Raw genomic sequence first — 26331 nt, forward strand, 5'->3', positions numbered from 1 at the left:
TCGCCATCTATGAAGAGAAGAACATCACGGCGGCGGCCGAGCGTTGCCACGTCAGCCAGCCCTCCCTCTCGGCGGGGCTGCGCCAGCTGGAAGAGGCGCTCGGTGACAGCCTGTTTGTCCGGGGCAAGAAGGGGGTGGTGGCGAAAGATCCGGCCCACTATCTCTATCCTCACGCGGTCAAGCTGGTGGAGGAGGCGCGCCGTCTGCCGGAGCTGTTTCGCCAGAAAGCGACGCGTGCGAGGCTTAATATCGCTATCATGCCGGACTTGAGTCGCCGCCGGGTGGCCGGGCTGTTGCAGCAAGTACAGCGCGTGTTGCCGCAACTGGATCTCACCCTCTCCGACTACACCACACCCGCCGACTGCCGTTTGACGCTGGATGCCTTGCGCCGGGAGGACGAGATCTTCCTGCCGCTGTGGGAGGAGGATTACGTGCTCTGCGTGCCGGTCGACCATCCCCTTGCCAGTCGCGAAAGGATCGAGCTGGCCGAGCTGCAACATTATGATTTTATTGAGTGCCCACCCTGTGAGGCCCATCAGCAGACTATCGGCCTGCTGGCCTGTGACCGCCTTACCCTCAATCTGGTGGCAAAGGCCGAGAGCAAGGGGCTGGTGATGGCGCTGGTGCTGGCGAGGGTCGGCATCAGTTTTCTGCCGGACGGGCTGGTCGAGGATGAGGCGGGGCTCTGTACCCTGCCGGTGAGCGGGCCGCGGATGTTTCGCCGGATCGGGCTCTGCTATCCCGCCCACCAGACCCTCAATCCGGCGCTGCGGGAGCTGATCCCCGAGTTGGCAGGCTATGGCGCTTCCTGATAAGGTCGCTCTCCTGTGCACCTTTACGATGCAGCTCCCCAGACTCCCCTTTTCTGTTTACCTCGCCTTGCACCGCAAGGCTTTGTTCGGGTGATGTGGTCATGAAACGCATTCTGGTTATTTTTTCCCATCCCGCGCTGCAGAGCTCGCGGGCCAACAAGCAGCTGTTGCAGGCGATTGAGGGGCTGGAGGGGGTCACGGTTCACGACCTCTATCAGCACTATCCCGACATGTTTATCGATGTGAAGCGGGAGCAGGCGCTGCTCTGTGAGCACGACATCATCGTCTTCCAGCACCCGTTTTACTGGTACTCCTGCCCGGCCATCATGAAAGAGTGGATGGATCTGGTGCTGGAGTATGGCTATGCCTACGGCCCTGAAGCCCACGCCCTCAAGGGCAAGCAGTGGCTGAGCGCCATCACCACCGGCGGGGCGCCGGAGTCCTACTGCAGCGAGGGTTACAACAGCCGACCGCTGCTCGATTTTCTGCTGCCATTTCAGCAGGCGGCCACCTTGTGCGGCATGAACTGGCTGCCCCCTTTCGTGCTCCACTCCTTTCACAAGATCAAGGATCCCGCCGCCCTGCGCCGCTGTGGGCAGGACTACCGCCAGCTGCTTTGCGCCCTGCGTGACGATCAGCTGACCCCGGAGCAACTGGCCGGGCGCCCTTATCTGCGCGACTTGCTGGAGGTGCTCTGATGAAACACGGGCAGCTTGCTGGCCGAGCTTATGAGCCGGATCTGATGTTCACACGGAGGGCTGACTGATGGGCCACGGGATCCTGTTTGATGCCTTTATCTACCTCTCCGCCGCCGTTATCGCGGTACCGCTGGCCAAACGCTGGGGGCTAGGCTCGGTGCTCGGCTACCTGCTGGCGGGGATCATCATAGGCCCCTTCCTGCTGGGGCTGGTGGGGGAACAGAAGGATGTGATGCACTTCGCCGAGTTTGGCGTGGTACTGATGCTGTTTCTGGTCGGTCTTGAATTGCGTCCGGCCCTCTTGTGGCAGTTGAAGGGGCCGATCCTCGGCACCGGCGGCCTGCAGGTGCTGCTCACCACGGCGGCGCTGACCGGCGTGGCACACCTGATCGGTCTGCCGCTGCAACAGGGGCTGGCCATCGGCCTCATTCTTGCGCTCTCTTCCACCGCCATCGTGTTGCAGAGCCTGCAGGAGCGCAAGCTGATGCAGAGCGAGAGCGGTCGCTCCGCCTTTGCGGTACTGCTGTTTCAGGATATTGCGGTCATTCCTATCCTGGCGTTGCTGCCGCTGCTGGCCATGGCGCCGGTCGCCAGCAGTGGAGGCTCCGAGCTGGCGGGGTGGCAACATGGTTTGCTGGTGGTCGCGGCCATCTCCGGCATAGTGCTGGGTGGCCACTATCTGATGCGGCCGGTATTTCGTGCCATCGCCCAGTCCCATATGCGGGAGATCTTCGTCGCCGCCGCCCTGCTGCTGGTGATCGCTATCGCCGTGTTGATGGAGTCGGTGGGGCTCTCGCCCGCTCTCGGCTCTTTTCTCGCCGGGGTGGTGCTGGCCGACAGCGAATATCGCCATGAGCTGGAGGCCGACATAGAGCCGTTCAAGGGCTTGCTGCTCGGCCTGTTCTTTATGTCGGTGGGGGCGGGGATCGACTTCGGGCTGTTTGCCGAACACCCCTTCCTGATACCAACCCTGGTGGTTGGCCTGATGGTGCTTAAATGGCTGGTGTTGATGGCGCTCGGCTTCATCATCCGCATTTCGCCGAGTCAACGCTGGACCTTCGCGCTGGCGCTGGCACAGGGGGGCGAGTTTGCCTTTGTGCTCTTCTCGTTTGCCGCCCAGAACCGGGTGCTGCCCGGTGAGACCATCTCCCTGCTGACGCTGGTAGTGGCACTCTCCATGGCGCTCACCCCGCTGCTGCTGATCCTCAACGATCGGGTGATCCAGCCCTGGTTCGATTACCGTAACCAGAGCGACGCACCGCAGCATGAGCAACCTGAGCTGGTGGAGCATCCGGTGATCATCGCAGGCTTCGGCCGCTTCGGTCAGATCGTGGGGCGTCTGCTGCATGGTCACGGCATCGGCACCACCATCCTCGAGCAGGATGCCAGCCAGATAGAGACCCTGCGCAAGTACGGCTATCAGGTCTTCTATGGCGATGCCAGCCGGATCGATCTGCTCCATGCCGCCGGGGCGCACAAGGCGAAGCTGCTGGTGCTCTCCATCAACGATCCGGCTACCTCGCTGGCGGTGATCGAGATGGTGCAGAAGCACTTCCCGCACCTGAAGATCCTGGCGCGAGCGCTAGATCGGCCCCACGCCCACGAGATCCTGCGCCACGGGGTCGAGAGCGTTCACCGGGAAACCCTGGGCTCGGCAGTCGATCTGGGGGTGGAAGCCCTGACCCAGCTCGGTTTTCGGGCCAACCAGGCCTGGCGGGCGGGGCAGACCTTCAAGCAGCACGATAACTGGTTGTTGCGCGAGCAGGTCAACTATCTGGACGACGAACACACTTATATCAACAAGAGCCTGCAATACCGGGAGATCCTCTCCGATCTGTTGCAAGACGACGAGGAGGGGCAGGAGCGTATCCATGCCCACAACTGGAACAGCGGGCTACCCGACGACGACAAGGAAGCAAAATGATTGCCTATTACCCCATGTTCAAACACCTGCATATGACGCTGGCGCTGGTCAGTCTGCTGCTCTTTATCTATCGCTGGAGTCTGGCGCTGGCCGGCAGCGATCGGTTGCAGCAGAAGTGGCTGAAGATCCTGCCGCATATCAACGACACCTTCCTGCTGCTGTTTGGTGTGTTGCTGGCGGTGGCCTTGCAGTTGAGCCCGGGTCAACAACCCTGGCTGATGGCCAAGCTGATTGCACTGGTGCTCTATATCGGTCTGGGTGTCATGGCGCTCAAGCGCCCGGCCCGCGGTCAGAAGCTGGTGGCCGGTGTGGCGGCACTGGCGGTGTTTGGCTACATGGTCGGTGCGGCCATCACCAAGTCAGCCTGGTCGTGGCTGACGTGATTTGGCTGGGAGGGAGGATTGCCTCCCTCCGGCTATCTCAAAAGAATAGATTCAGAAAAATCCTACGCCCCTCTATGTTAGCCTGCCTCTCCACTTAGTTTTCTTCGATACGCTTAGCTTGTCTGAAAACGTCAAGTTAGCTGTGTTTATCCATATTTTTTCTTATCAATCATATATATACGTAGTTTTGTATGAAAATGGCGACAGTTGTCGCTACAAAACTTACGACATAGACTGTCGCAAGTTGCGACTAGCATACAGTCAACGCTAAACCAGTGAAGGCATGCACCATGAGTAAGAAGCTGTTACGACAACTGACCTTGGCGCGTTGCATCCCGCACCGCCCTTACAAGCTGACCGCCAGCCAACTTCAGGTAAAACTGGAAGAGGAAGGCATCCATGTCAGTCTGCGTACCGTGCAACGGGACCTGGAGGAGATGTCCGGCATGGGACTGTTCGACCTCACCTCGGACGAGCGCAGCAAACCCCATGGCTGGTGCTTCGAGCGCCACGGCCTCAACGACTTTGCCAATATCATGCCGCTCTCGCTGGCGGTGGCCCTGAAAACCTGGAGTGATCAGGCGAGCCAACTGTTGCCGGCGAGTGTACTGACTGAATTGAATCCGCTGGTCGACAAGGCGAGCCAGGTGATCCGCGACAGCCAGAGTGAACTGGCCGAACGCTGGCTGGAGAGTGTCCACCAGTCACCGCGCCCGTTTGCCGGCAACCCGGAGATCCGTCGCAGCACCCTGATCCGCGATGCGCTCTGGCGTGGTCGCAAGTTCAGTGCCGAGATCCAGCGCGTGATCAAAGAGCGCACCGTGTGGCTCTGCTACGACCGTATCAACCCGCTCGGCATTCTCAATCAGCCGGACGGGCCGATCCTGCTCTGCACACTATCCGAGCTGGATCCCAAGGTTTACGGCATCCCGTTTGACCATATCAAGAACGTGGAGCTGACCAACTTCAGCGCCACCCAGCCGAAGGATTTCAATATCCAGAAGCTGATCCGCGATCAGGGCTATCAGGATGTGAGCGGCCCGATCCGCTTCGTCGGCCGGATCGATGCCAACAGCCAGTCGCTGGTGGATAACCAGATCCCCGGCAACAATCCGCGCATGACCCGCTATGACAAGCGCAGCGTGGTGGTGGAGACCGAAGTGCAGGACACCCCGGAGTTTCGCAGCTGGTTGAACAACATCGGCGGTGAACTGGAGGTGCTGGCACCGGAATCGTTGCGCAAGGCCTATCTCAATCCGGCCAACCGCTTGAGCTGATTAAAAAATTGGAATGTTGAAGAGTCGAGCCTGGTCTCGGCTCTTTTTTTGCGGTTTTTTTAAGCATATTTATTCAACTAATTTTTAAGTCTTAACGTCAGGATTGAACCGTTTTCCTGCCCCGTTTTTGGGGGCGAAACCCGTGTAAGAGATCTGCCATAGCGACTGTAAGAGGCTGGCGCTTTGAGCCGTACGCGAAGCCATGCCAGAATGATCGAACTTTCCCGTGAAACTAAATAAATAACTGATATTAAAGGGTTAGTTTTTAAGTTTGTTTTTTGGGATGAGAGCTGCATCGGATCTTTATCATCGGATGGCCCTTGTTCGGGGTGCGCATTTCCTTAGTATGGGTCTCACAAGGACGGAGCTGGTCCGGCAGGATGCAGGGCAGCGCATAAAGATGGAATAATCCGCAGGATGTGGACAAGGGACACCTCAGGATGAGCTCGATAATCAGGATGATTATCGTCACGGATGAATAAAGGAACACCGCGGGATGCGGCAGGACACTCTCGGGATGGGAGCAGAACGAACGGAACCTCGTTCTTCAGGATGAACAGGACCTCGCCGGATGCGAGAGGAATACTTCAGGATGAAGTGAGATAACCCGGATGGTTATCTGTCAGGAAGACGCAGGAACCCCACAGGACGTGGTAATGGACACCTCCAGGATGGAGACAGAGAAGCAGTTCAGGATGAATTGCCAGGCCAGGAACGCCGCAGGACACGCCAACGGATTGGAAAGGGGATATTCCAAAGGATTAGGATAACGTCAGGGATTGCAGGGAGCATTGCAGTTCTACGGACAGGACGACACGACTCTAGGGGACGGCTACCGCCGTCCCCTTTTCTTTTATTGTTTGCCCGAGAGATTGCCGCGCTGGGCGGCGTTGACGATCTCTTGCAGGCGCTGACGAATGTCGACCATGCCAAACACACCAAAGATCAGCACAGTGACAAATTCGGCTTTGGTGACCGCGAAGTAGCGTTTGCAAGCTGCCTTGATCATGCTGGCCTGCAGCCAGTGCAGCAGGGCGACGATCACGCCGCAGACCGGCAGAAAGCCGTTGAGTTTGCCGGGCAGCGGGGCAATCAGGCTCATCAGCACACCAAACCAGAAGAACAATATCAGCCCCATCGCCAACAGATTAAAGACTCGCTTCATTGTTTACCTCCCTTAGATAGAGTTGATAGCAGACCTGACCGGCTTGTTTGTCCTTGAGTAGTTGCCAGCTGGCGGGCAGCGCCAGATCGGCCATCTCCTTCTCCCGCTCCAGATAGATGAGGGCGTCCGCTGCCAGCCAGCCGCGCTGCTCCAGCAGTTCGCACACTTGCGGCAGCAGCTCGCGGCGAAACGGCGGATCGAGGAACACCAGATCAAACGGCGTGGCCGGGCCTTGCAGCCAGCTCACTGCATCTGACTGGATCACCTGACCCTGACTGCTGCCGAGAGCGGTCAGGTTCTTCTTGATCTGGTCGGCGGCCCCTTTGTCCATTTCGATCAGGGTCACCTGCTCGGCATAGCGCGACAGCGCCTCCAGTCCGAGTCCGCCGCTACCGGCAAACAGATCCAGGCAGCGGGTGCCGCGAATGTGGGGGGCCAGCCAGTTGAAGATGGTCTCCTTGACGCGATCCGTGGTGGGTCTGAGCCCCTCCACATCCTTGACCGGCAATTTGCGGCCTCGCCACTGGCCGCTGATGATTCTTACAAAGCCCGATTTTCCTTGTGGGGCGGGACTCTTGCTCGGGTTGCTACGGCTGGATTTCACTCTGGGCATCGCGTTTCATCGTCAGAAAATAAAGTGGTAGTATAAGGCGGTTCATTTTTATGCCGACCCGCCAAGGGACGGCTATCTTAGCAGTCAGCCTTTGATGTGAGTATTTTTAGATGGCAAAAGGTTTGTTTTCCTGGCTGGGTTTCGGCCGCAAGAAAGAAGAGGCTGAGGCTGTCCAACCACAGACACCCCAAGCCACCCCCGTTACCGTTGAGCCCGAGGTCACTGCTACCCCCGCTCCCGTTTCCGATATAACAGTTTCCGATAGTACGCCGGCCGTTGCCCCCGAAGTGCCTGCCAGCGCACAGAATCCCGTTTTGCAAGATGATTGCTGCCTGCCGACCGAGCTGGACGACCACGGCCCGCTGGTGGTGGAGGAGTGTGCCTCCGATCTGGAGCCGGTGATCGTCAACGAAGCGCTGATCGCCGAAGAGGAGCGTGCCGCTGAAGCCGCTCGCACTGCCGCAGAAGCTCGCGCTGCGGAAGAGGCACGTATCGCTGCCGAGGCTCGCGCCGCAGAAGAGGCTCGTATTGCTGCCGAGGCTCGCGCTGCAGAAGAGGCGCGTATTGCTGCCGAGGCTCGTGCAGCGGAAGAAGCTCGCATTGCCGCCGAAGCCCGCGCTGCAGAGGAGGCCCGCATCGCCGCCGAAGCTCGCGCTGTGGAAGAATCTCGCATTGCCGCCGAAGCCCGCGCCGCGGAAGAGGCTCGTATCGCCGCCGAAGCCCGCGCTGCGGAAGAAGCTCGCATTGCTGCCGAGGCTCGCGCTGCGGAAGAGGCTCGAATCGCCGCCGAGGCTCGCGCCGCGGAAGAGGCTCGCATCGCTGCCGAAGCTCAGGCTGCGGAAGAAGCCCGTATCGCCAAAGAGGCCCAGCGAGCGGAAGATATGCGCCTGGTCGCCGCGATGGAGGCTGAGGCTGCCGCCCTGGCCGCTCTGCCGCTGGCCGCCAAGGTGGACGACGACACCCAGGACAAACCGCAGCGGGAGGGCTTCTTTGCTCGCCTCAAGCGCAGTCTGGTACGCACCAAGGAGAATATCGGCTCCGGTTTCTTCGGCCTGTTCCGTGGCAAGAAGATCGACGATGAGCTCTTTGAAGAGCTGGAAACCCAGCTGCTGACCGCCGATCTCGGTGTGGATACCACTACTCGTATCATCGAGGGGCTGGTGCAGCACGCGGATCGCAAGCAGCTCAAGGATGCCGAGGCGCTCTACGGCCTGCTCAAGCAGGACATGGGCGAGATGCTGGCCAAGGTCGAACAGCCGCTGGTGATCGACACCAGCAAGAAGCCTTATGTGATCCTGATGGTCGGCGTAAACGGCGTCGGCAAGACCACCACCATCGGCAAGCTGGCCAAGCAGTTCCAGGCTGAAGGCAAGAGCGTGATGCTGGCGGCGGGTGACACCTTCCGTGCCGCAGCGGTCGAACAGCTGCAGGTTTGGGGTCAGCGCAACAACATTCCGGTGATTGCCCAACATACCGGTGCTGACTCCGCCTCCGTTATTTATGACGCCATCGAGGCCGCCCGCTCCCGCGGGGCTGACGTGCTGATTGCCGACACCGCCGGTCGCCTGCAGAACAAGAGCAACCTGATGGAAGAGCTCAAGAAGGTAGTACGGGTGATGAAGAAGCTGGATGAAGAGGCCCCCCACGAGATCATGCTGACGCTGGATGCCGGCACCGGCCAGAACGCCCTGAGCCAGGCCAAGCTGTTCAGCGAGGCGGTTGGCCTGACCGGCATCACCCTCACCAAGCTGGATGGCACCGCCAAGGGCGGCGTCATCTTCGCGGTGGCCGACAAGTTCCAGATCCCGATCCGCTATATCGGGGTGGGCGAGGGGATCGACGATCTGCGTCCCTTCGTTGCCAACGATTTCATCGAGGCGCTCTTCAGCCGCGATGAGTCAGCTCAGCCGTGATGATTAAGTGTTCCATACCCCGACTTCGGTCGGGGTTTGTCAATGTCAGGGAACCGTTATGATTCGTTTTGACAAGGTCAGCAAGGTATACAGCGGCGGCCATCAGGCGCTGCAAAAGGTCAGCTTTCACCTGCGCAAGGGAGAGATGGCCTTTCTGACCGGGCACTCGGGGGCGGGCAAGAGTACCCTCCTCAAACTGATCAGCGTGATGGAGCGTCCGACCGATGGTCGCGTCTTCTTTCATGGTGATGATGTCAGCCATATCCAGCGCAGCCAGATCCCCTATGTTCGCCGCCAGATCGGGATGATCTTTCAGGATCACCGCCTGCTGATGGACCGCACCGTGTTCGACAACGTAGCGCTGCCGCTGGTGATCGATGGTTACAGCCATGCGGACATCAACAAGCGGGTGGCGGCGGCATTGGACAAGGTAGGGTTGCTCGGCAAGGAGCGTTACCAGCCGCGGATGCTCTCCGGGGGTGAACAGCAGCGGGTCGGCATCGCCCGTGCCATCGTCAACAAGCCGCCGCTGCTGCTGGCGGATGAACCGACCGGCAACCTGGATCCCCAGCTCTCCATGGATATCATGCGGCTATTTCAGGAGTTCAACAATTTTGGGGTCTCTGTACTGATTGCTACTCACGATCTGGGGCTGATCGCCCGCATGCGCTATCGCACCCTGACCCTCAAGGCGGGTCGCATGTATTCGGCCGGGGAGGAGCTCTGATGGCTATCGTTCGTCACAAGCAGCCGCCGCTGCGTCGTCTGATGATGTACGGGGTTGACCATGTGCGGCAGGCGTTTGCCAGTCTCGGGGAGCTGTGGCGAAATCCGCTCGCCTCCCTGATGACGCTGGCGGTGCTCGGTGTCAGTCTGGCGTTGCCCTCCTGCTTCCACGTATTGTTGAAAAACGCCGAGGTGGTGGAGGGGAGCTGGCAGAACAGCTCCCAGATCTCCCTCTATCTGCGCAAGGATCTGCCGGAGCAGAGCATTCTCGATCTGCAGCACAGGATCCTGCTCTATCCCGAGGTGGATTCGGTCACCTACCTGAGCCGTGACGATGCGTTGCGGGAGTTTCGCGAGATCTCCGGTTTCGGCGATGCCCTCGATTATCTGGACAGCAACCCGCTACCGCCGGTGCTGAGCGTCATTCCGGATCCGCGCTGGCAGAATCCGGAAGGGGCCGCCGAGTTGCTCGGCAAGCTAAACAATGAGGATGGGGTCGAGCAGGGCAAGCTGGATCTGCAGTGGCTGACCCGCCTGCAGGGGATCATGAACCTGCTGCGTCACACCATTACCGGTATCGCCGTGCTGCTGCTCTCCGCCGTGCTGCTGATCGTCGGCAACACCCTGCGTCTCAACATCCTCAACCAGCGTTCAGAGATCGAGGTGCTCAAGCTGGTGGGGGCAACCGATGCCTTCATCCATCGCCCTTTCCTCTATACCGGCATCTGGTTCGGGGTGATCGGCGGCATGCTGGCATGGTGGCTGACCGAGGTGATGGTGATCTGGAGCGAAGGGGTGGTGAAGGAGCTTGCGGGCTTGTATAACAGTAACTTCCGGCTGGTTGGCATGGGTCTGGTAGATGGGGTGAACCTGATCCTGCTGGGGGCCTTGCTGGGGCTGATTGCTTCCTGGTTTTCGGTTCATCGTCACATTCGAGATATAGAGCCATCCTGATTAATTTATTATCAAAGTAAATCGCTGGATTTTGAGAGGTGGATCAAGTAAAAGAGGCTCCGTTTCTGGCTTGGCCCCCATAGTCAGAGTATTCTGAATAACAATGATCTTCCGGATCTTCGCTAGATCCAGTGAACCTTCTGATTTATAAGCAGTCTATTAAAGCTGAAGCATTTATACGGGTGTGGCCCCTCTGCCTTGCTCGTCAGACTTGGCAAGCATGTGAAGGTTGCGAGCTCCGCAACAATGGACTTAGCATGCTACTTTTCGGGGGTCCTTCATTGTGACCCCCTTTTTTTGACTGTTCATTCATGATTCATCCTGCAGGCTTAAGATAAGCCGGTCTAAAACTGGGCATGTTCTTTGATACACGCCGCAGAATGGCATCCGGTCAGTAGACAGACCCTCTCAGGGTGTTAGACTGATTCGATTGAAAAGTAAGAGGTAACAGATGGGAACTTCATTGCAGCGCACTATGGCTCTGATTCCGCAAGGTAGTCTGGAAGGCTATATCCAGGCAGTAAACTCTATTCCGGTGCTGAGCGCAGAGGAAGAGCGTGAGCTGGCTGAGCGTTTGCAGCAGGATGGCGATCTCGAGGCTGCTCGTCAGCTGGTTATGTCGCACCTGCGCTTTGTCGTTCATGTCGCCAAGAGTTATGCCGGTTACGGCCTGCCTCAGGCTGATCTGGTTCAGGAAGGCAACATCGGCCTGATGAAGGCGGTCAAGCGCTTCGACCCGACGGTCGGCGTGCGTCTGGTCTCCTTTGCCGTGCACTGGATCAAGGCCGAAATTCACGAATATGTCCTGCGCAACTGGCGCATGGTCAAGGTGGCGACCACCAAGGCCCAGCGCAAGCTCTTCTTCAACTTGCGCAAATCCAAGAAGCGTCTGGGCTGGCTGAACCACGAAGAGGTTCAGGCCGTGGCGGCCGATCTCGGCGTCTCTGCCGCTGACGTGACCGAGATGGAAGCGCGGATGGCCAACTACGATCAGGCGTTCGATCTGGTTGGTGACGATGAGGAAGAGGGCGGCTTCGCACCGGTTCACTATCTGGAGGACAAATCCTCCGATCTGGCCGCGACCATCGAGAATGACAACTGGGACGATCACGCGACCCGTCGTCTGAGCTCGGCCCTCGCCACTCTGGATGAGCGCAGCCAGCACATCATCCGCGCCCGCTGGCTCGATGATGACAGCAAGACCACTCTGCAGGAGCTGGCCGATACCTACGGTGTCTCCGCCGAGCGTGTGCGTCAGCTTGAGAAAAACGCACTCAAGAAGCTGAAAGATGCCATGGAAGCCTGATGCTTCCTCTCATAAAAACAGGGCCTGATGGCCCTGTTTTTGTTTCGCAGGGATCTGGTCGGCCTTGCTTTGGTTACCCTTGAGTGTGTTATGTTGCCGCCACTGCCACATTAGGGAGAGCAGAAGTGAAACTGTTGAACGACCTGTTTACCAACAACCGTGAGTGGGCCGAACGGATCAAAGCCGAAGATCCCGCTTTCTTTGCCACTCTTTCTGCCCAGCAGGCCCCCGAATACCTCTGGATTGGTTGTTCCGACAGCCGGGTCCCCGCCAACCAGCTGATGGGGTTGCTGCCGGGGGATGTCTTCGTCCACCGCAACGTCGCCAATCTGGTGGTACATACCGATTTCAACTGCCTCTCCGTGCTGCAATACGCGGTAGAAGTGCTCAAGGTGAAGCACATCATCGTCTGCGGTCACTACGGTTGCGGTGGCGTCAAGGCCGCGATGCAGAACCAGGAGCTGGGGCTCATCGACAACTGGCTGCGCAACATCAAGGATGTCTACTTCAAATATGGTGAAGAGCTCGAGGCCATCGAGGATGAGCATGAGCGCTTCGACTACCTGTGCGAGCTGAACGTGGCCGAGCAGGTCGCCAACGTCTGCCACACCACCATCATCCAGAACGCCTGGCGCAAGGGGCAGGAGCTGGCGGTGCATGGCTGGATCTACGGGATTAAAGACGGTCTGCTGCACGATCTCGATCTCTGCATCAGCGGGCCGGATCAGATCCCCGATGTCTATCGCGCCTGGCCGGACATGCGTCCGCCCCACCGTCGGCGCTAGGGAGCTTCATGGTGGCGCCAGCCCTCTATCTGCAGATCAAGCAGCACATTCTGGACGGGATCCGCGAACGCCACTATCAGGCGGGCGACAGGATCCCGACCGAAGCGGCCCTGTGCGAGCAGTTCACCGTGAGCCGGATGACGGTTAACCGGGCGCTGCGGGAGCTGGTGGCGGAAGGTTGGCTGGTGCGTACCGCCGGTTCCGGTAGCTTCGTGGCGGACAGGCGCACCGAGTCGCCGCTGCTGGCTATTCGCAATATTGCCGACGAGATCGCCGAGCGTGGCAGCGAGTACAGCGCCCGGGTGATCCGGCTGCAGCGACTGGCTGCCGACGAGAAGGTGGCGGTACAACTGGGGCTACGGGTTGGCGCCCCCATCTTTCACAGCCTGATCGTCCATCAGGCCGATGGGGAGCCGTTGCAATTGGAGGAACGCTTCGTCGATGCCGGGCGCTTGCCGTGCTATGGCGAGCAGGATTTTACCCAACAGACCCCCAACCGCTATCTGATGGATGTCTGCCCCCTCTCCGAGATGGAGCACGTGGTGGAAGCCGTGCTGCCCAGCGCCGGTGAGGCGGGATTGTTGCAGATCCGCGTAGATTCCCCCTGCCTGTTGTTGCACCGGCGTACCTGGTCGGAGGGGCATCTGGTCTCCTACGCCCGTTTGCTCTCTCCCGGTTCCCGCTACAAGCTCAGCTCCAAGACTCAGTTGGAGTAAATGTATATACAACTCGATTTTGCAAAGCCCACCTCCTGGTGGGCTTTTTTGTGTTTATACTCTAAGTTTGATGCTGTTATCAGGATGTGAACACCGCTCTTTCTTTCGTCATAGAGATCGACTATAAGAATATGTATATACATTTGAGGTCGCTATGAACAAGGAACTGTTGAACTGCGAGCGTGTCTGGCTCAACGTGACACCCGCCACCCTGAATGATGAGCTGGCCGACTACGGCCTGCTGCCGCTCCACGCCATCGGCGTGAAGGATGGCAAGATCCACGCGCTGTTGCCGATGGCCGAGTTGAAAGGGCCGTATCCCGCTCACTGGCAGGATATGCGGGGCAAGCTGGTCACCCCCGGCCTTATCGATTGCCATACACACCTCATCTTCGCCGGCAGCCGTGCCGAAGAGTTCGAGCTGCGTCAGCAGGGTGTGCCCTATGCCGAGATCGCCCGTCGGGGCGGCGGCATCATCAGCACGGTGCGTGCCACTCGTGCCGCCAGCGAAGAGCAATTGTTCGAGCTGGCGCTGCCGAGGGTGAAATCCCTGATCCGCGAAGGGGTCACCACGGTGGAGATTAAGTCCGGCTACGGCCTGACGCTGGATGACGAGATCAAGATGCTGCGGGTGGCCCGCCGACTGGGAGAGGCGTTGCCGATCCGGGTCAAGACCACTTTGCTGGCGGCCCATGCGGTGCCGCCGGAGTATCGCGACGATCCCGACAGCTGGGTCGAGACCATCTGTCAGGAGATCATCCCGGCCGCCGCCGAGGCGGGTCTGGCCGATGCGGTAGATGTCTTCTGCGAGCATATCGGCTTTTCGCTGGCCCAGACCGAGCAGGTCTATCTGGCGGCGGATCAATACGGCCTGCCGGTGAAGGGGCATATGGATCAGCTCTCCAATCTCGGTGGCAGCACCCTCGCTGCCAACTTTGGCGCCCTCTCGGTGGATCATCTGGAGTATCTGGATCCGGAAGGGATCCTGGCGCTGGCCCACCGTGGCGTGGTCGCCACCCTGCTGCCCACTGCCTTTTACTTCCTCAAAGAGACCAAGCTGCCGCCGGTTGCCGCCTTGCGCAAGGCGGGGGTGGCGATGGCGGTCTCCTCCGACATCAACCCGGGTACGGCCCCCATCGTCTCGCTGCGGATGGCGATGAACATGGCCTGCACCCTGTTTGGCCTGACCCCGCTGGAGGCCATGGTCGGGGTGACCCGTCACGCCGCCAAAGCGCTTGGCGAGCAGGATCGCCTTGGTCAGCTCAGGGTCGGCATGGCAGCCGATTTCCTGATCTGGCACTGCGCCCATCCGGCCGAGCTGAGCTACATGGTCGGCGTCGATCAGCTGGCAGGCCGCATCTTCAACGGCGAGGAGACCCTCCATGGATAAGTTCAACCCGATCGACATGTCGCTCTGGCAGGGGCGGCAGGATCCGGAAGATGGCGAACTGGCCCTGCGCTGGCATGACAAGGTGCAGCCCTGGGCCGCCGGGGCACAAGAGGCAGCAGGTGTAGTGCTGTTCGGTTTTGCCTGCGATGAAGGGGTACGCCGCAACAAGGGGCGTGTCGGTGCCGCCGGTGCGCCGCAAGCGGTGCGCAAGCTGCTGGCCAACACTGCCTGGCACCTGAACCGTCCCGTCTACGATGGCGGAGATGTGAGCTGTACCGATGGCAATCTCGACGCCGCCCACGGCCGTCTGGCCGAGCGGGTCGCCGCTGCACTCGATCTGGGCCACTTCCCGCTGGTGCTGGGGGGCGGCCACGAGGTGGCCTTCGGCAGCTGGAGCGGCCTCAACCTGCATCTGGCGGGTCAGGGGCGAGTCGGCATTATCAATTTTGACGCCCACTTCGACCTGCGCATGAAGCAGGAATTGGCAAGCTCCGGCACCCCCTTCTTCCAGATCGCCGAGCAGTGCGCCGCTCAGGGCACGCCGTTTCACTACGCCTGCCTCGGGGTAGCCGAGACCGCCAATACCCAAGCCCTGTTTGCCCGTGCCAAGGCGCTGGGTGTGTGGCATGTGCTGGACGAGGCGATGACCCAGACCGGGTTGCCAGCCTTGCTAAGCGGGCTGGATGCCTTTATCGCCCATTGTGATCACCTCTATCTGACCATCGACCTTGATGTGCTGCCCGGAGCCGTGATGCCGGGAGTGAGCGCTCCAGCCGCTCGTGGCGTGGAGCTGGCGGTGATCGAACCGCTGATCGCCCATATCCGGGCCAGCGGCAAGCTCAGGCTCGCCGATCTGGCCGAGTACAACCCGACGCTGGATCAGGACAACCGCAGTGCCCGCGTGGCCGCGCGGCTGGTTCATCTGTTGACCCGTTAACCCCTTTGGTCACACATCGCCGAAGGCACCCTATTGATACAACAAGGAGTGTGTATGTCTGTGCAACACCAGGATCCCCGTCATGATCCCAATCGCGTGATCCGCGCCCCGCGCGGCACCACGCTGACAGCCAAGAGCTGGCTCACCGAAGCGCCGCTGCGGATGTTGATGAACAACCTGGATCCGGAAGTGGCCGAGCATCCTCAGTCGCTGGTGGTCTATGGCGGCATCGGCCGCGCCGCCCGCAACTGGGCCTGCTTTGACAAGATCGTCGAGGTACTGACCCGGCTCGAGGAGGATCAGACCCTGCTGGTGCAATCCGGCAAGCCGGTCGGGGTGTTCCAGACCCACAAGGATGCGCCGCGGGTGCTGATCGCCAACTCCAATCTGGTGCCCCACTGGGCCAACTGGGAGCACTTCAACGAGCTCGATAAGAAGGGCTTGATGATGTACGGCCAGATGACCGCGGGCTCCTGGATCTACATCGGTACCCAGGGGATAGTGCAGGGCACCTACGAGACCTTCTTTGCGGTGGCCAATCAGCACTTCAACGGCGAACCCAAGGGGCGCTGGATCCTGACCGGTGGTCTCGGCGGCATGGGCGGCGCCCAGCCGCTGGCCGCCACCATGGCCGGCTTCTCGATGATCGCCGTGGAGTGCGACGAGACCCGCATCGATTTTCGTCTGCGCACCCGTTATGTGGACAAGAAGGCTCACAGCCTGGATGAGGCGCTGGCCATGGTCGAGGAGGCCAAGCAGAGCGGCAGCGCCATCTCCATCGGTCTGCTCGGCAACGCCGCCGACGTGTTCGCCGAACTGGTGGCCCGTGGCATCACCCCGGACGTGGTGACCGACCAGACCTCCGCCCACGACCCGGTGCACGGCTACCTGCCGCAGGGCTGGAGCGTGGCCAAGTGGCGCGAGCTGCAGCAGAGTGCCCCGCAGGAGGTTAATCTGGCCGCTCGTCGCTCCATGGCCCGCCAGGTGGAGGCGATGCTGACCCTGCAGGAGCGCGGCGCGGCGACTCTGGATTACGGTAACAACATCCGCCAGATGGCGCTGGAGGAGGGGGTGGCGAACGCCTTCGACTTCCCCGGCTTCGTCCCCGCCTATATCCGCCCGCTGTTCTGCGAGGGGATTGGACCGTTCCGCTGGGTGGCCCTTTCCGGCGATCCGGAAGATATCTACAAGACCGATCAGAAGGTGAAAGAGCTGATCCCCGACGATCCTCACCTGCACAACTGGCTCGACATGGCCCGCGAGCGCATCGCGTTTCAGGGGCTACCGGCTCGGATCTGCTGGGTCGGGGTCAAGGATCGGGTACGCCTCGGTCTGGCCTTCAACGAGATGGTGAAAAACGGCGAGCTGAAAGCCCCCATCGTCATCGGCCGCGACCATCTGGATTCCGGCTCGGTGGCGAGCCCGAACCGCGAGACCGAGTCGATGATGGATGGCTCCGATACCGTCTCCGACTGGCCGCTGCTCAACGCCCTGCTCAACACCGCTGGCGGCGCGACCTGGGTGTCGCTGCACCACGGCGGCGGGGTCGGAATGGGCTTCTCCCAGCACTCCGGCGTGGTGATCGTCTGCGATGGTTCCGATGACGCTGCCAAGCGCGTCGGTCGGGTGCTGCGCAACGATCCGGCCACCGGGGTGATGCGCCACGCGGATGCCGGCTACGAGATTGCCATCAACTGTGCCCATGAGGCGAAACTGGATCTGCCGATGATTGACGGCGCCAACGGTGTCAAAGGAAAGGTGTAACACCATGTTTGAATTGACTATTACTCCGGGCGAGCTGGATCTTGCCACCCTGCGCCGCGTCAGCCGCGAGCCGGTACATGTTTCACTGGATCCGGCCGCGCTGCCGGGGATCCACGCCTCAGCTGCTGTGGTTACCAAGGTGATCGAGCAGAACCGGGTGGTGTATGGCATCAACACCGGCTTTGGCCTGTTGGCCAACACCCGCATTCCGGTGGAGCTGCTGGACGAGCTGCAGCGATCCATCGTGCTCTCCCATGCGGCAGGGATTGGCGAGTACATGGATGACGCCACCGTGCGGCTGATGATGGTGCTCAAACTCAACTCGCTGGCGCGGGGCTTCTCCGGGATCCGGCTGACGGTGCTTGAGGCCTTGATGACCCTCATCAACGCCGAAGTCTATCCGGTGGTGCCGAAGAAGGGATCCGTCGGTGCCTCCGGCGATCTGGCGCCGCTGGCCCATATGAGCTGCTTGCTGATCGGTGAAGGCAAGGCTCGCCACAAGGGCGAGCTGATCGACGCCGCCACTGCGCTGAAAATTGCCGGGCTCGAGCCTATCGCGCTGGCACCCAAAGAAGGATTGGCGCTGCTTAACGGCACTCAGGCGAGCACCGCCTTCGCGCTGGAAGGGCTGTTCCATGCCGAGGATCTCTACGCCGGTGCCATCACCATAGGTGCCATGAGCGTGGAGGCCGCCCTTGGCAGCCGCCGGCCGTTCGATGCTCGCATCCACGCGGTGCGCGGTCAGCGTGGCCAGATCGACGCTGCCGCCTGCTACCGCCACCTGCTGGTGGATGGCAGCGAGATCGGCATGTCCCATCACAACTGCGAGAAGGTGCAGGATCCCTACTCATTGCGCTGCCAGCCGCAGGTGATGGGTGCCTGCCTGACCCAGATCCGTCAGGCCGCCGAGGTGCTGGTGTGCGAGGCCAACGCGGTCTCCGACAACCCGCTGGTATTTGCCGATGATGAGGAGATCATCTCCGGCGGCAACTTCCATGCTGAGCCGGTGGCCTTCGCCGCCGATAATCTGGCACTGGCCATCGCCGAAATCGGCTCGCTCTCCGAGCGGCGCATGGCACTGCTGATTGACTCTCGGATGTCCGGTCTGCCGGCGTTTCTGGTCAACAACGGCGGGGTCAACTCCGGCTTTATGATTGCTCAGGTCACCTCGGCGGCGCTGGCCTCCGAGAACAAGACCTTGGCCCATCCCGCCTCGGTGGATAGTCTGCCTACGTCGGCCAATCAGGAGGATCACGTCTCCATGGCGACCTTCGCCGGTCGTCGATTGGCTGACATGGCCGAGAATACCCGCGGCATTCTGGCAGTCGAACTGCTGGCGGCGGCACAGGGGCTCGATTTCCGCGCGCCGCTGCGCAGTACCGAGCTGATCGAGCTGGCCAAGGGACGACTGCGGGCAGAGGTAAGCTTCTACGACAAGGACAGGTACTTCGCGCCGGATATCGAAGCGGCCGCCGCCCTGCTGGGCCGTGCCAGCTACAACGACCTGATCCCGGTCGGGGTACTGCCCAGCCTGTAAGCCTTGATCCCCCTTCTCTCCTGGCGGGAGAAGGGTGGGGGATGAGGGGGACGCCGCTTCACTGGCGCCGGTGAGGTCCGGGAGCCGATAACAAAAGACCGCCCAATCGGGCGGTCTTTGCGTGTCTGACGTTGGTTGAACGCAGTTATTCGTGTTCGAACATCAGGAACAGATAGACCACAAACAACACCAGATGGGTCGCACCATGGAGCACATTGGTGCGGCCGCTGCTGAAGGTCACTTTACAGACCATCAGGGTCGTGACCAGCAGCACCATATCGGCGGGGGAGAGGCCGAGGCGTACCTCCTGACCCAGCATGGAGCCGATAAAGAGCACGGCAGGCACGGTGAGGGCGATGGTGGCCAGCACCGAGCCGAAGTAGAGGTTCATTGCTCGCTGCAACTGGTTGTTGAAGGCGGCTTTGATGGCGCCGACTGCTTCGGGAGCCAGCACGATGCAGGCGACGATAAAGCCGCCCAGTGCGGCGGGCGCGTCCATCACATGCACCCCGTAGTTGATGGGGATGGCTAGGGTCTTGGCCAGCAGGATCACTACCAGCAGGTAGGCGAGCAGCAGGATGGTGTGATAGACGTTGCTCTGCAGCGGGCCGTGGTGCTCCTCGTAATCCTCGTGATCGCTGTCGACGAAGAAGTGGCTGTGGCTGCGGGTCTGGATCAGCAGAAAGACCCCGTAGAGCAGGATCGAGATGATGATCAGCATCCACGACATGGCGCGCGACATACTGCCGATTGCACCGCCCTCGGTGAAGTTGGGCAGCACCAGACAGAGCAGGGCCAGCGGGATGATGGCCACCAGATAGGATTTGACCCCGTCCAGATTAAAGCTCTGGGTGTGGTAGCGCCAGCCGCCAAACAGCAGGGTGAAGCCCACCAGACCGGTACTCACCAGCATCACTACTGCAAACATGGTATCGCGGGCCATGGTGGGGTTAGGCTCACCGGTCAGCATCACCGAAGAGATCATCACCACCTCCAGCGAGATGACCGAGAGGGTGAGGATCAGGGTGCCGAAGGGCTCGCCCAGCTTGATGGCGAGGGCATCGGAGTGGCGCACCACCGAGAAGATAGCCCAGGTGACGATGGCCAGTAGTGCAGCCGAAACCGGAAGATAGATCCCGAGCGGAGTTGTCTCTGTCAGCAGGTCGCTCCCGATCGTCTTGAAAAAGAGCAGGGTCAGCAGGCCGACGGGCAGGGCAATCTCTTGCCGGATAAATGTCTTCATAGGCAATGGTTCTCATCTCGGGACGGCGCTGGCCGACAGGGATTGATGGGAGGCGTGCGTGAAGGTGCTCACGGTAGCCGAATGCTTATGATAAGGGTTCCATCCTCTCAGGGGCAGATCATTTTGTTGCTGAATGTAAATGGTGGTTCAAGGGCGATGAGCCAGGTCGTGGCAGAGGCTGTGGGAGTGTCAGCCTCTGTGCAAAAGGGTGCGTGTGCTCCCGGTGGGGGGAGCCCTGCCAGCGCTGGCCTGTGCAATATCGGTGTCAGCTCTCTTGCGAATATTGTGGAGGCCACGTCTGCTGCCAGATGGCAAGATCTGCCAGCGCCATGGGCCTGCCAAAGACGTAACCCTGGATCAGATAGACGCCGTGTTGCCGCAAGTAATCAACCTGTTCCCGCGTCTCAACCCCTTCCGCAATCATCTCCATGCCTGCTTCCAGGCCAAACGTGATGATGGCATCCAGCACGCTGCGTTTGAGGTCGTTGGTGCCTATGGTATCGACGAACATCTTGTCGATCTTGATCTGGCGGATCCCGAGGCTCTGCAGGTAGGCAAAACCACCGTAGCCGGTACCGAAATCATCCAGTTTGAAGTGATACCCCATCTGTTGCAGCAGGGTGATCTCCTCGGTGGCCGCCTTGATGTCGAGGATCGGCTTGCGCTCCGTCAGCTCGAAGGTAAGGCGCTCGGGCGAAGGGTTATGGTGTTCACTCAACATGTTGCGCAGCAAGGGTTGTTCGATATGGGTGGCCATCAGATTGACACTGATCCACTGCTCTGGTGGCAACAGCGGCAGATCCGTGATCACCTGCTCCAGCAACTGCCTGGTGATAGGCAGGATAAGTCCCTGATCTTCAGCATATTCGATGAAAGCGCTCGGGGGGATCAGCTCGTGTCCACGTTGCCAGCGTAGCAGCGCCTCAAAACCGGCAATCTGCCAGGTTCGAAGATCCACCACGGGTTGATAGAAGGGGATGAACTCCTGGCGCACCAATCCGGCCTGCAATAGCCCCTTGAGCGAGCGGCGATAGTTTCGCAGCGACCAGTAAGCGGTCACCAGCAGCAGGCCCAGGATAGTGCCGCTCCAGAGTGCGATTCGTCTGACTTGCTCGCGAGCATACAGATCCAGTGCAGAACCGGCCCAGATGGTTTGTCGGGTAAGTTTGTCCTGATCAAAGAAGCTCAGGCTGCGGCTGCCCTCTTCCAGCTTGATGGTCCGGTCACCGCGCGGGAAGCGGGGGGTCATCGCTGCGGGATCCCGCTGGCTGAACTCCAGATAGAAACAGTCACTGCAGGGGAGCTGTAGCAGATCGTGGCTCCAGCTGTTATCGAGCACCCAGTAGGCAATGTTGCCGCCGTTTTTGTAGTAGGCAACCATCTCCTGTTCCGTATTGAAACTGGCCGTTGTAGCAGTCAGCCCCAGTTTGTCGGGGAGGGCGCCATCCTGGTTGGCGTTTTTGATGAGCGAAATACCCACACCCAGGCTTGAGCAGCTTTTCCCTGATGCCAGTTCCAGCCCCTGCAGACGAATATGGGTGTTGTAAAAGCGGGGATCCCGCAGCAGTGCCATGTCGTTGGCACCACAATCGAAATCAAACAGCGTCAGCTGCTCGCTCATGGCCTTGTCCAGCGTGTGATGGCGTATCGCCATGGCTCGCTTTATCTCGGCCACCTTCTGCTCAAGCAGGTGGTTGGCCATCGGTTTTGTTAGCCACAGACCGACGGACTGGCTTGCCAGGATGGGCAAGAGCAGTAGCAGTACAGTGATCCAGAGGGGGGTGATGCGTAACAAGGGCGCCTGCCAGTTTCACGAGACACAAATGGGTCAAGCCATCATAGTGCATTAGTACAATCAATTTGAGCTCTACTTATCACACTTATTGGATGATTTTTTAAATGTATGATTTTAAATGTTTTTATTATTAACCTTGAAAAGATTCAATCGCTGACCTGTCATAAATGACAATTGCTCAACTTATCCGAACTGCTTTAGAGTACCCCTGCGGTTTGACTCACCGTGTGTTCAATACTCCTGTATCTGTTTTTTGTCAGTAGCACAGAGTGTTAGTTTTGATATGAGTGTTCCTTTTGGTCCCTTTTGAGGGACCATTTTTCTGTCTGCTATCTTCCCCTGCTCCACCTGTGTACCTTCCTTGGTATTCTCCCGCTGCTTTGGGTATGCTGCCCCGCTTAAATTACAGAAGCGGGATCCCCGTCCATAGTGATGGCCACAGCGCCACTGCTACCATGAACTCCAATGGATGATGCCGGGCACACGGAAAGGCACATGAAACTCACAACACATCTTGTCTCGTTTATTACCTTGTGCGTGATCGCTGCCATGGCGACCGTGCTGATTGGCGGGGTGTTCAGCTTTCGCGAGCTGGGCATGGAGTTGCAGCAAAAGAAGGTCGATGCGCTGGTCGAGGTGATCGACAAGCAACTCGACGTTGCTCACGGTATGGAGGATATGAGCCGCTGGTTGCCCACCTTGCTGCGGGCGGCTCATGTGGTGGAGCTGGAGGTGCGCCAGAATGACCAGCGGGTCTACTGGTTCCGTGACGTACAGCGTCCGGTTGATGAACCGCTGCTGGTGCCATACAGCCATCCGCTGCCCCATCAGGCTGGCATGCAGGCCAGCTTCAAGCTGGAGCGCCCCTTCAAGGAGGCGGAGTACTCCATCAAGGCGATGTCGGGCATCTCGTTCGGGATCTTCATCGTGGTGTTCGGTCTCTGGTACTCCATCCGCTGGTTGCGTCAGCAGTTGCGCGGCGCCGAGCTGCTGGGCATTCGCGCCCAGCTGATCCTCGATGACAAGCTCTCCAAACTGAGCCATGACCCCGTCGAAGAGTGGCCGGTGGCCGCCAGTCAGGCCCTCGATCATCTGCTCGCCGAGCTGGCGGATGCCCGCAAGGAGCGCAGCCGCTTCGACAACTTCATTCGCAGCAACGCCTTCGTCGACAAGATGACCGGCATCGGCAACCGCCTCTTCTTCGATAACCGGCTCGAGAGCGCTATCATGGAGGCGAGCGTGATGAGTGGCGGTGTCTTGCTGATTGAACTCGCCTGTCTGGAAGAGCTGGAAGCGGAGCAGTTCGAGCTGCAGGGGCATGATCTGCTGCTGGAGGCGAGCGCCGTGATCAGTGCTTTTGTGCGCAAGCATAACGGTGCCTTGCAGGCTCGTTATGCCGGACATGTCTTTGCGGTATTGTTGCCCAACATGTCGGAGAGCGAGATGGTGGACAGTGCCAGCCAGCTGCTCAAGAGCCTGCAACGGCTGCATTGGCCGCAGGAGGTCAACCCCGAGACTGCGGTCTATCTCGGCGCCGTCTGTTATCAGGCAGAAGACAGCCTGCTCAAGGTGCAGGAGGAGGCTGAGCTGGCCCTCAAGAGTGCCCGGCTGCAGGGGCACAACGGCTGGTTCCTCTACGAGAAGCAGCTGGATGAGGAACAAAGCAGCAAGGGTACGGTACGCTGGCGAACCCTGATCAGCCGCCGTCTCGAAGAGCACGGCATCGAATTTTACACTCAGCCGATCCAGCAGGATCGGGGGCAGGTGGTGTTGCAGCAGGAGCTGCTCACCTATCTGCACGATGAGCAGGGGCGGGAACTGCAAGCAGGGATCTTCATGCCAATGGCGGAGAAGGTGGGCCTGCTGCTGCAACTGGATCGGCTGGTGGCGGAGCAAACGCTGGTGTTGCTGCGCCAGCGTTCCGAGCAGAGCTGTCCCATCACTCTGACCCTGAGTGCCCAGAGTCTGCTCAACCGCGAGTTCCAGCGCTGGCTCTTCTTCGCCCTGTTCCAGCTGCCGCGCAGCATCAACGAGCGGTTGATCCTGCAGCTCTCGGAGGCTCAGGTCACACGCCACTTCGAAGCACTCAAGCGGCCGCTGCGCTCCTTGCGGATGCTGGGCTGCCAGCTGGCCATCGATCATGCTGGCCAGGATGTGGTGAGCACCCAGTACATCAAGGAGTTCGAGATCAACTTCCTCAAGCTGCACCCCAGCCTGGTGCGGGAGATTCACGCCCGACAGGTGAACCAGATGGCGGTCCGCAGTCTGGTGGGGGGCTGCGCCAATACCCGTACCCGGGTGCTGGCGGTGGGGGTAGAGAGTGGCGATGAGTGGAAGATGCTGCGCCACCTCGGGGTGCATGCCGGGCAGGGGCCCTGGTTTGCCGAGCCACGCCGGTTGGTGCTGGAGCCGGCTGGTGATTGAGATAAATGAGAGAGGGTCGTCGTGGGGCGACCCTCTCTCGTTTGCGGTTGCCGTCAGGCGGGGCTCACAGTCGCCCTTGTTCCCGCAGTCCGGCCAATCCCTGCATGCCGCCGGTATGGATAAAGACAATCTTGCTGCCGGGGGCGATGCGGCCCGCAGCCAGCTCGCGAAACAGCCCCCACATCGCCTTGCCGCTGTAGATGGGCTCCAAAGGCAGACCTGTTTCGGCGCTGAAATCTTGAACCCACTGCCAGAGGGCCGGGCTGAATTTGGCGTAGCCACCATCGTGGTGATCGAGTGCGACCCGCCAGCCGGGGATGCTGGCGGCAGCGGGATGGAGGCGACACACCTCGTCAGCGATAAAGCCGCCTCCTTTCAGTACCGCAATGGCGAGGATCTGCTCCCGGTCCTGTTTGCCAGCGATTAGGCCCGCCAGGGTGCCGCCGCTGGCACAGGGCAGTACCCAGAGATCCGGCGAGAAGGGTACCTCGCCGACCAGTTCGGCAACCCCGGGGATAGCCAGCGGGCTGCTGCCCCCTTCCGGCACGATCAGGGTATCGGGTGCATCGAATTGGGCCAGCCAGTCGGGATCCTGGCGACGGCGGTAACTCTGGCGGTCGACGAAAACGAGATCCATACCCCAGCGTCTGGCATCCCTCAGGGTGGTATTGCTGACGGCATCAGATTCGCCCCGTATGATACCGGTAGTTCGAAGGCCAGATTGGCACCCTGCTGCTGCCAGTGCATGGATGTGATTGGAGTAGGCGCCGCCAAACGAGAGTAGATGCCGTTTGCCGTGCTCTCTGGCATGAAGCAGGTGGTATTTGAGCTTGCGCCACTTGTTGCCGGAGATGGTCGGATGGATCAGATCATCCCGCTTGCACCAGAGTTCGACGCCGTAGCGGGTCAGCAACGGGTGGTGGAGGGGGTGCAGGGGGGAGGGCAGGATAGCTGACCCCTCTGGCTCGGCTGGAAGGCTGGCTTGCAATGGTGAGTCCGTCTTTTATATAGAGGCTAATCTGCTGTTTATGTTAATATTTCATACATTTAATCACTATTGATGGGCGGGCTTACATGAAAAAACTGTTCAGACGGTCGACGCCAAGCCGCCAGGTCGGGCTCTTGTTGGCCAATGACAGGATCATGCTGGCTGCAGTGGGCAATCCCCCCGTCTTCGCGACGCGCACCATCAACGGCCCACAGGAGTGGGCTGTGGCCATGAACGAGCTGTTCAGCCGTTATGGGCTGGCCAAGTCTAAAGTGCGGGTAGCCCTCGCCGCCAGCCTTTATCAACAGATCCAGATCGACAAGCCTGCCGTGCCTGACGCCGAGATGGCGGGGGCGCTCCCCTGGGCCATCAAGGACTATGTCAGCGAACCCGTGCTGCAACTGGCGATGGATTATGTGGACTTGCCCACCCCGCCTGCCGGTCGTCCGCGCATCAATGTGATCTGCCTGCCCAAGAGCCGGGTGCAACAGCTGGCCGATGCCATCAACGGCATCGCCACCCTGCAATCCATCATCAGCGACGAGCTGGCGCTCACCTCTCTCTATGAAGCGGATGACACTGTGCGCATGCTGCTGTGGCAGCCCAAGGGGCAGGATCTGCAACTGCTGGTCTTCCATCAGGGGGGGCTCTGCTTCTCCCGCCAGCTGCGCGGTTTCACCAGCCTGACCGGCGAACATGAGCCTGACGCCATGCTGCTCGATTCACTGGCGCTGGAGATCCAGCGCTCCCTCGACTATCTGGCGGGCCAGCTCAAATTGCCCGAGCTGGGGCAGATGCAGTTTGCCGTCGCTTCGCCCTTTATCGGTACCCTGGTGCGTCACATGGAGCAGACCTTCGGCTTTGCCGTCTCCGCCATGGCCAACAAGGCGGTGCTGGCCGGCGTCGAATACCTCTCGGCTTATGCTGCCGCATTGGGGGATCATCAATGAGAGTGTTATTCCCCCTTGCTGCCATGGTCAA

22 protein-coding genes are annotated in these 26331 nt (G+C 60.1%); 17 read left to right on the forward strand and 5 right to left on the reverse strand.

Going from position 1 to position 26331, the window contains the following annotated elements:
* From G5253_RS10810 to G5253_RS10830, 5 genes are all read left to right on the forward strand, one after another.
* Window positions 1–812, forward strand: an 812-nt coding sequence (locus G5253_RS10810) for a LysR family transcriptional regulator (RefSeq protein ID WP_421203293.1), incomplete at its 5' end; no start/stop codon positions are given.
* Between the two features lie 101 nt (window positions 813–913).
* Complete coding sequence (locus G5253_RS10815) at window positions 914–1510, forward strand: NAD(P)H-dependent oxidoreductase (RefSeq protein ID WP_005339958.1); 597 nt, start codon at window positions 914–916, stop codon at window positions 1508–1510.
* A 67-nt stretch (window positions 1511–1577) separates the two neighbouring features.
* Complete coding sequence (locus G5253_RS10820) at window positions 1578–3434, forward strand: monovalent cation:proton antiporter-2 (CPA2) family protein (protein ID WP_042052534.1); 1857 nt, start codon at window positions 1578–1580, stop codon at window positions 3432–3434.
* Window positions 3431–3817, forward strand: coding sequence for a SirB2 family protein (locus G5253_RS10825; protein ID WP_421203295.1), 387 nt, complete (start codon window positions 3431–3433; stop codon window positions 3815–3817). The genes G5253_RS10820 and G5253_RS10825 overlap by 4 nt, the downstream gene beginning before the upstream one ends.
* 290 nt (window positions 3818–4107) lie before the next feature.
* Window positions 4108–5094: a helix-turn-helix transcriptional regulator gene (locus tag G5253_RS10830; protein ID WP_005339987.1), complete on the forward strand. Its 987-nt coding sequence runs from the start codon at window positions 4108–4110 to the stop codon at window positions 5092–5094.
* A gap of 853 nt (window positions 5095–5947) precedes the next feature.
* On the opposite strand, the gene G5253_RS10835 is transcribed toward G5253_RS10830, so the two are convergent.
* A complete protein-coding gene (locus tag G5253_RS10835; protein ID WP_421203297.1) occupies window positions 5948–6259 on the reverse strand; it encodes a DUF1145 domain-containing protein in 312 nt (103 codons plus the stop codon).
* A complete protein-coding gene (gene rsmD / locus G5253_RS10840) occupies window positions 6243–6872 on the reverse strand; it encodes a 16S rRNA (guanine(966)-N(2))-methyltransferase RsmD (RefSeq protein ID WP_124930360.1) in 630 nt (209 codons plus the stop codon). Before rsmD ends, G5253_RS10835 begins: the two co-directional genes overlap by 17 nt.
* A 110-nt stretch (window positions 6873–6982) precedes the next feature.
* On the opposite strand from rsmD, the gene ftsY reads away from it, so the two are divergent.
* The 10 genes from ftsY (at window position 6983) to hutH (ending at window position 18900) form a co-directional block, all read left to right on the forward strand.
* Complete coding sequence (gene ftsY / locus G5253_RS10845) at window positions 6983–8785, forward strand: signal recognition particle-docking protein FtsY (RefSeq protein ID WP_421203299.1); 1803 nt, start codon at window positions 6983–6985, stop codon at window positions 8783–8785.
* A 58-nt stretch (window positions 8786–8843) separates the two neighbouring features.
* Complete coding sequence (gene ftsE / locus G5253_RS10850; RefSeq protein WP_005339995.1) at window positions 8844–9512, forward strand: cell division ATP-binding protein FtsE; 669 nt, start codon at window positions 8844–8846, stop codon at window positions 9510–9512.
* Window positions 9512–10465 carry a permease-like cell division protein FtsX gene (gene ftsX / locus G5253_RS10855; RefSeq protein ID WP_005342860.1) on the forward strand — a complete coding sequence of 318 codons (954 nt, stop codon included), beginning with the start codon at window positions 9512–9514 and terminating at the stop codon, window positions 10463–10465. Before ftsE ends, ftsX begins: the two co-directional genes overlap by 1 nt.
* Before the next feature lie 451 nt (window positions 10466–10916).
* Window positions 10917–11771: an RNA polymerase sigma factor RpoH gene (gene rpoH, locus G5253_RS10860; protein ID WP_005339997.1), complete on the forward strand. Its 855-nt coding sequence runs from the start codon at window positions 10917–10919 to the stop codon at window positions 11769–11771.
* A gap of 125 nt (window positions 11772–11896) precedes the next feature.
* Window positions 11897–12556 carry a carbonate dehydratase gene (gene can, locus G5253_RS10865; protein WP_005339998.1) on the forward strand — a complete coding sequence of 220 codons (660 nt, stop codon included), beginning with the start codon at window positions 11897–11899 and terminating at the stop codon, window positions 12554–12556.
* A gap of 11 nt (window positions 12557–12567) precedes the next feature.
* A complete protein-coding gene (hutC, locus tag G5253_RS10870) occupies window positions 12568–13272 on the forward strand; it encodes a histidine utilization repressor (RefSeq protein ID WP_266134611.1) in 705 nt (234 codons plus the stop codon).
* A gap of 154 nt (window positions 13273–13426) precedes the next feature.
* Window positions 13427–14662 carry an imidazolonepropionase gene (gene hutI, locus G5253_RS10875; RefSeq protein WP_421203301.1) on the forward strand — a complete coding sequence of 412 codons (1236 nt, stop codon included), beginning with the start codon at window positions 13427–13429 and terminating at the stop codon, window positions 14660–14662.
* Complete coding sequence (hutG, locus tag G5253_RS10880; protein WP_421203303.1) at window positions 14655–15599, forward strand: formimidoylglutamase; 945 nt, start codon at window positions 14655–14657, stop codon at window positions 15597–15599. Before hutI ends, hutG begins: the two co-directional genes overlap by 8 nt.
* A 54-nt stretch (window positions 15600–15653) precedes the next feature.
* On the forward strand, window positions 15654–17363 hold the full coding sequence (gene hutU, locus G5253_RS10885) for a urocanate hydratase (protein ID WP_421203305.1): 1710 nt from the start codon (window positions 15654–15656) through the stop codon (window positions 17361–17363).
* A 4-nt stretch (window positions 17364–17367) separates the two neighbouring features.
* Window positions 17368–18900 (forward strand): histidine ammonia-lyase, encoded by a 1533-nt coding sequence (hutH, locus tag G5253_RS10890; protein ID WP_421203306.1) that lies wholly within the window; start codon window positions 17368–17370, stop codon window positions 18898–18900.
* Between the two features lie 145 nt (window positions 18901–19045).
* On the opposite strand, the gene G5253_RS10895 is transcribed toward hutH, so the two are convergent.
* Both G5253_RS10895 and G5253_RS10900 read right to left on the reverse strand, forming a co-directional pair.
* Complete coding sequence (locus G5253_RS10895) at window positions 19046–20143, reverse strand: calcium:proton antiporter (protein WP_266134562.1); 1098 nt, start codon at window positions 20141–20143, stop codon at window positions 19046–19048.
* A gap of 265 nt (window positions 20144–20408) precedes the next feature.
* Entirely contained in the window at window positions 20409–21938 is a 1530-nt protein-coding gene (locus tag G5253_RS10900; protein ID WP_421203308.1) for an EAL domain-containing protein, read from the reverse strand.
* A 495-nt stretch (window positions 21939–22433) separates the two neighbouring features.
* Here G5253_RS10900 and G5253_RS10905 point away from each other — a divergent pair, with 495 nt between their 5' ends.
* A complete protein-coding gene (locus G5253_RS10905) occupies window positions 22434–24362 on the forward strand; it encodes an EAL domain-containing protein (RefSeq protein ID WP_421203309.1) in 1929 nt (642 codons plus the stop codon).
* Between the two features lie 64 nt (window positions 24363–24426).
* Here G5253_RS10905 and G5253_RS10910 read toward each other — a convergent pair whose 3' ends face one another.
* Window positions 24427–25350 (reverse strand): 1-aminocyclopropane-1-carboxylate deaminase/D-cysteine desulfhydrase, encoded by a 924-nt coding sequence (locus G5253_RS10910; protein ID WP_216952742.1) that lies wholly within the window; start codon window positions 25348–25350, stop codon window positions 24427–24429.
* Between the two features lie 86 nt (window positions 25351–25436).
* Between G5253_RS10910 and G5253_RS10915 the strand changes: the two genes are divergently transcribed.
* Window positions 25437–26300 (forward strand): MSHA biogenesis protein MshI, encoded by an 864-nt coding sequence (locus G5253_RS10915; protein WP_227341524.1) that lies wholly within the window; start codon window positions 25437–25439, stop codon window positions 26298–26300.
* The last annotated feature ends 31 nt before the right edge of the window (window positions 26301–26331 follow it).

Origin of the sequence: Aeromonas sp. 602658, from assembly GCF_049173005.1 — a bacterium.
Taxonomy (GTDB): Bacteria; Pseudomonadota; Gammaproteobacteria; order Enterobacterales; family Aeromonadaceae; genus Aeromonas; species Aeromonas veronii_A.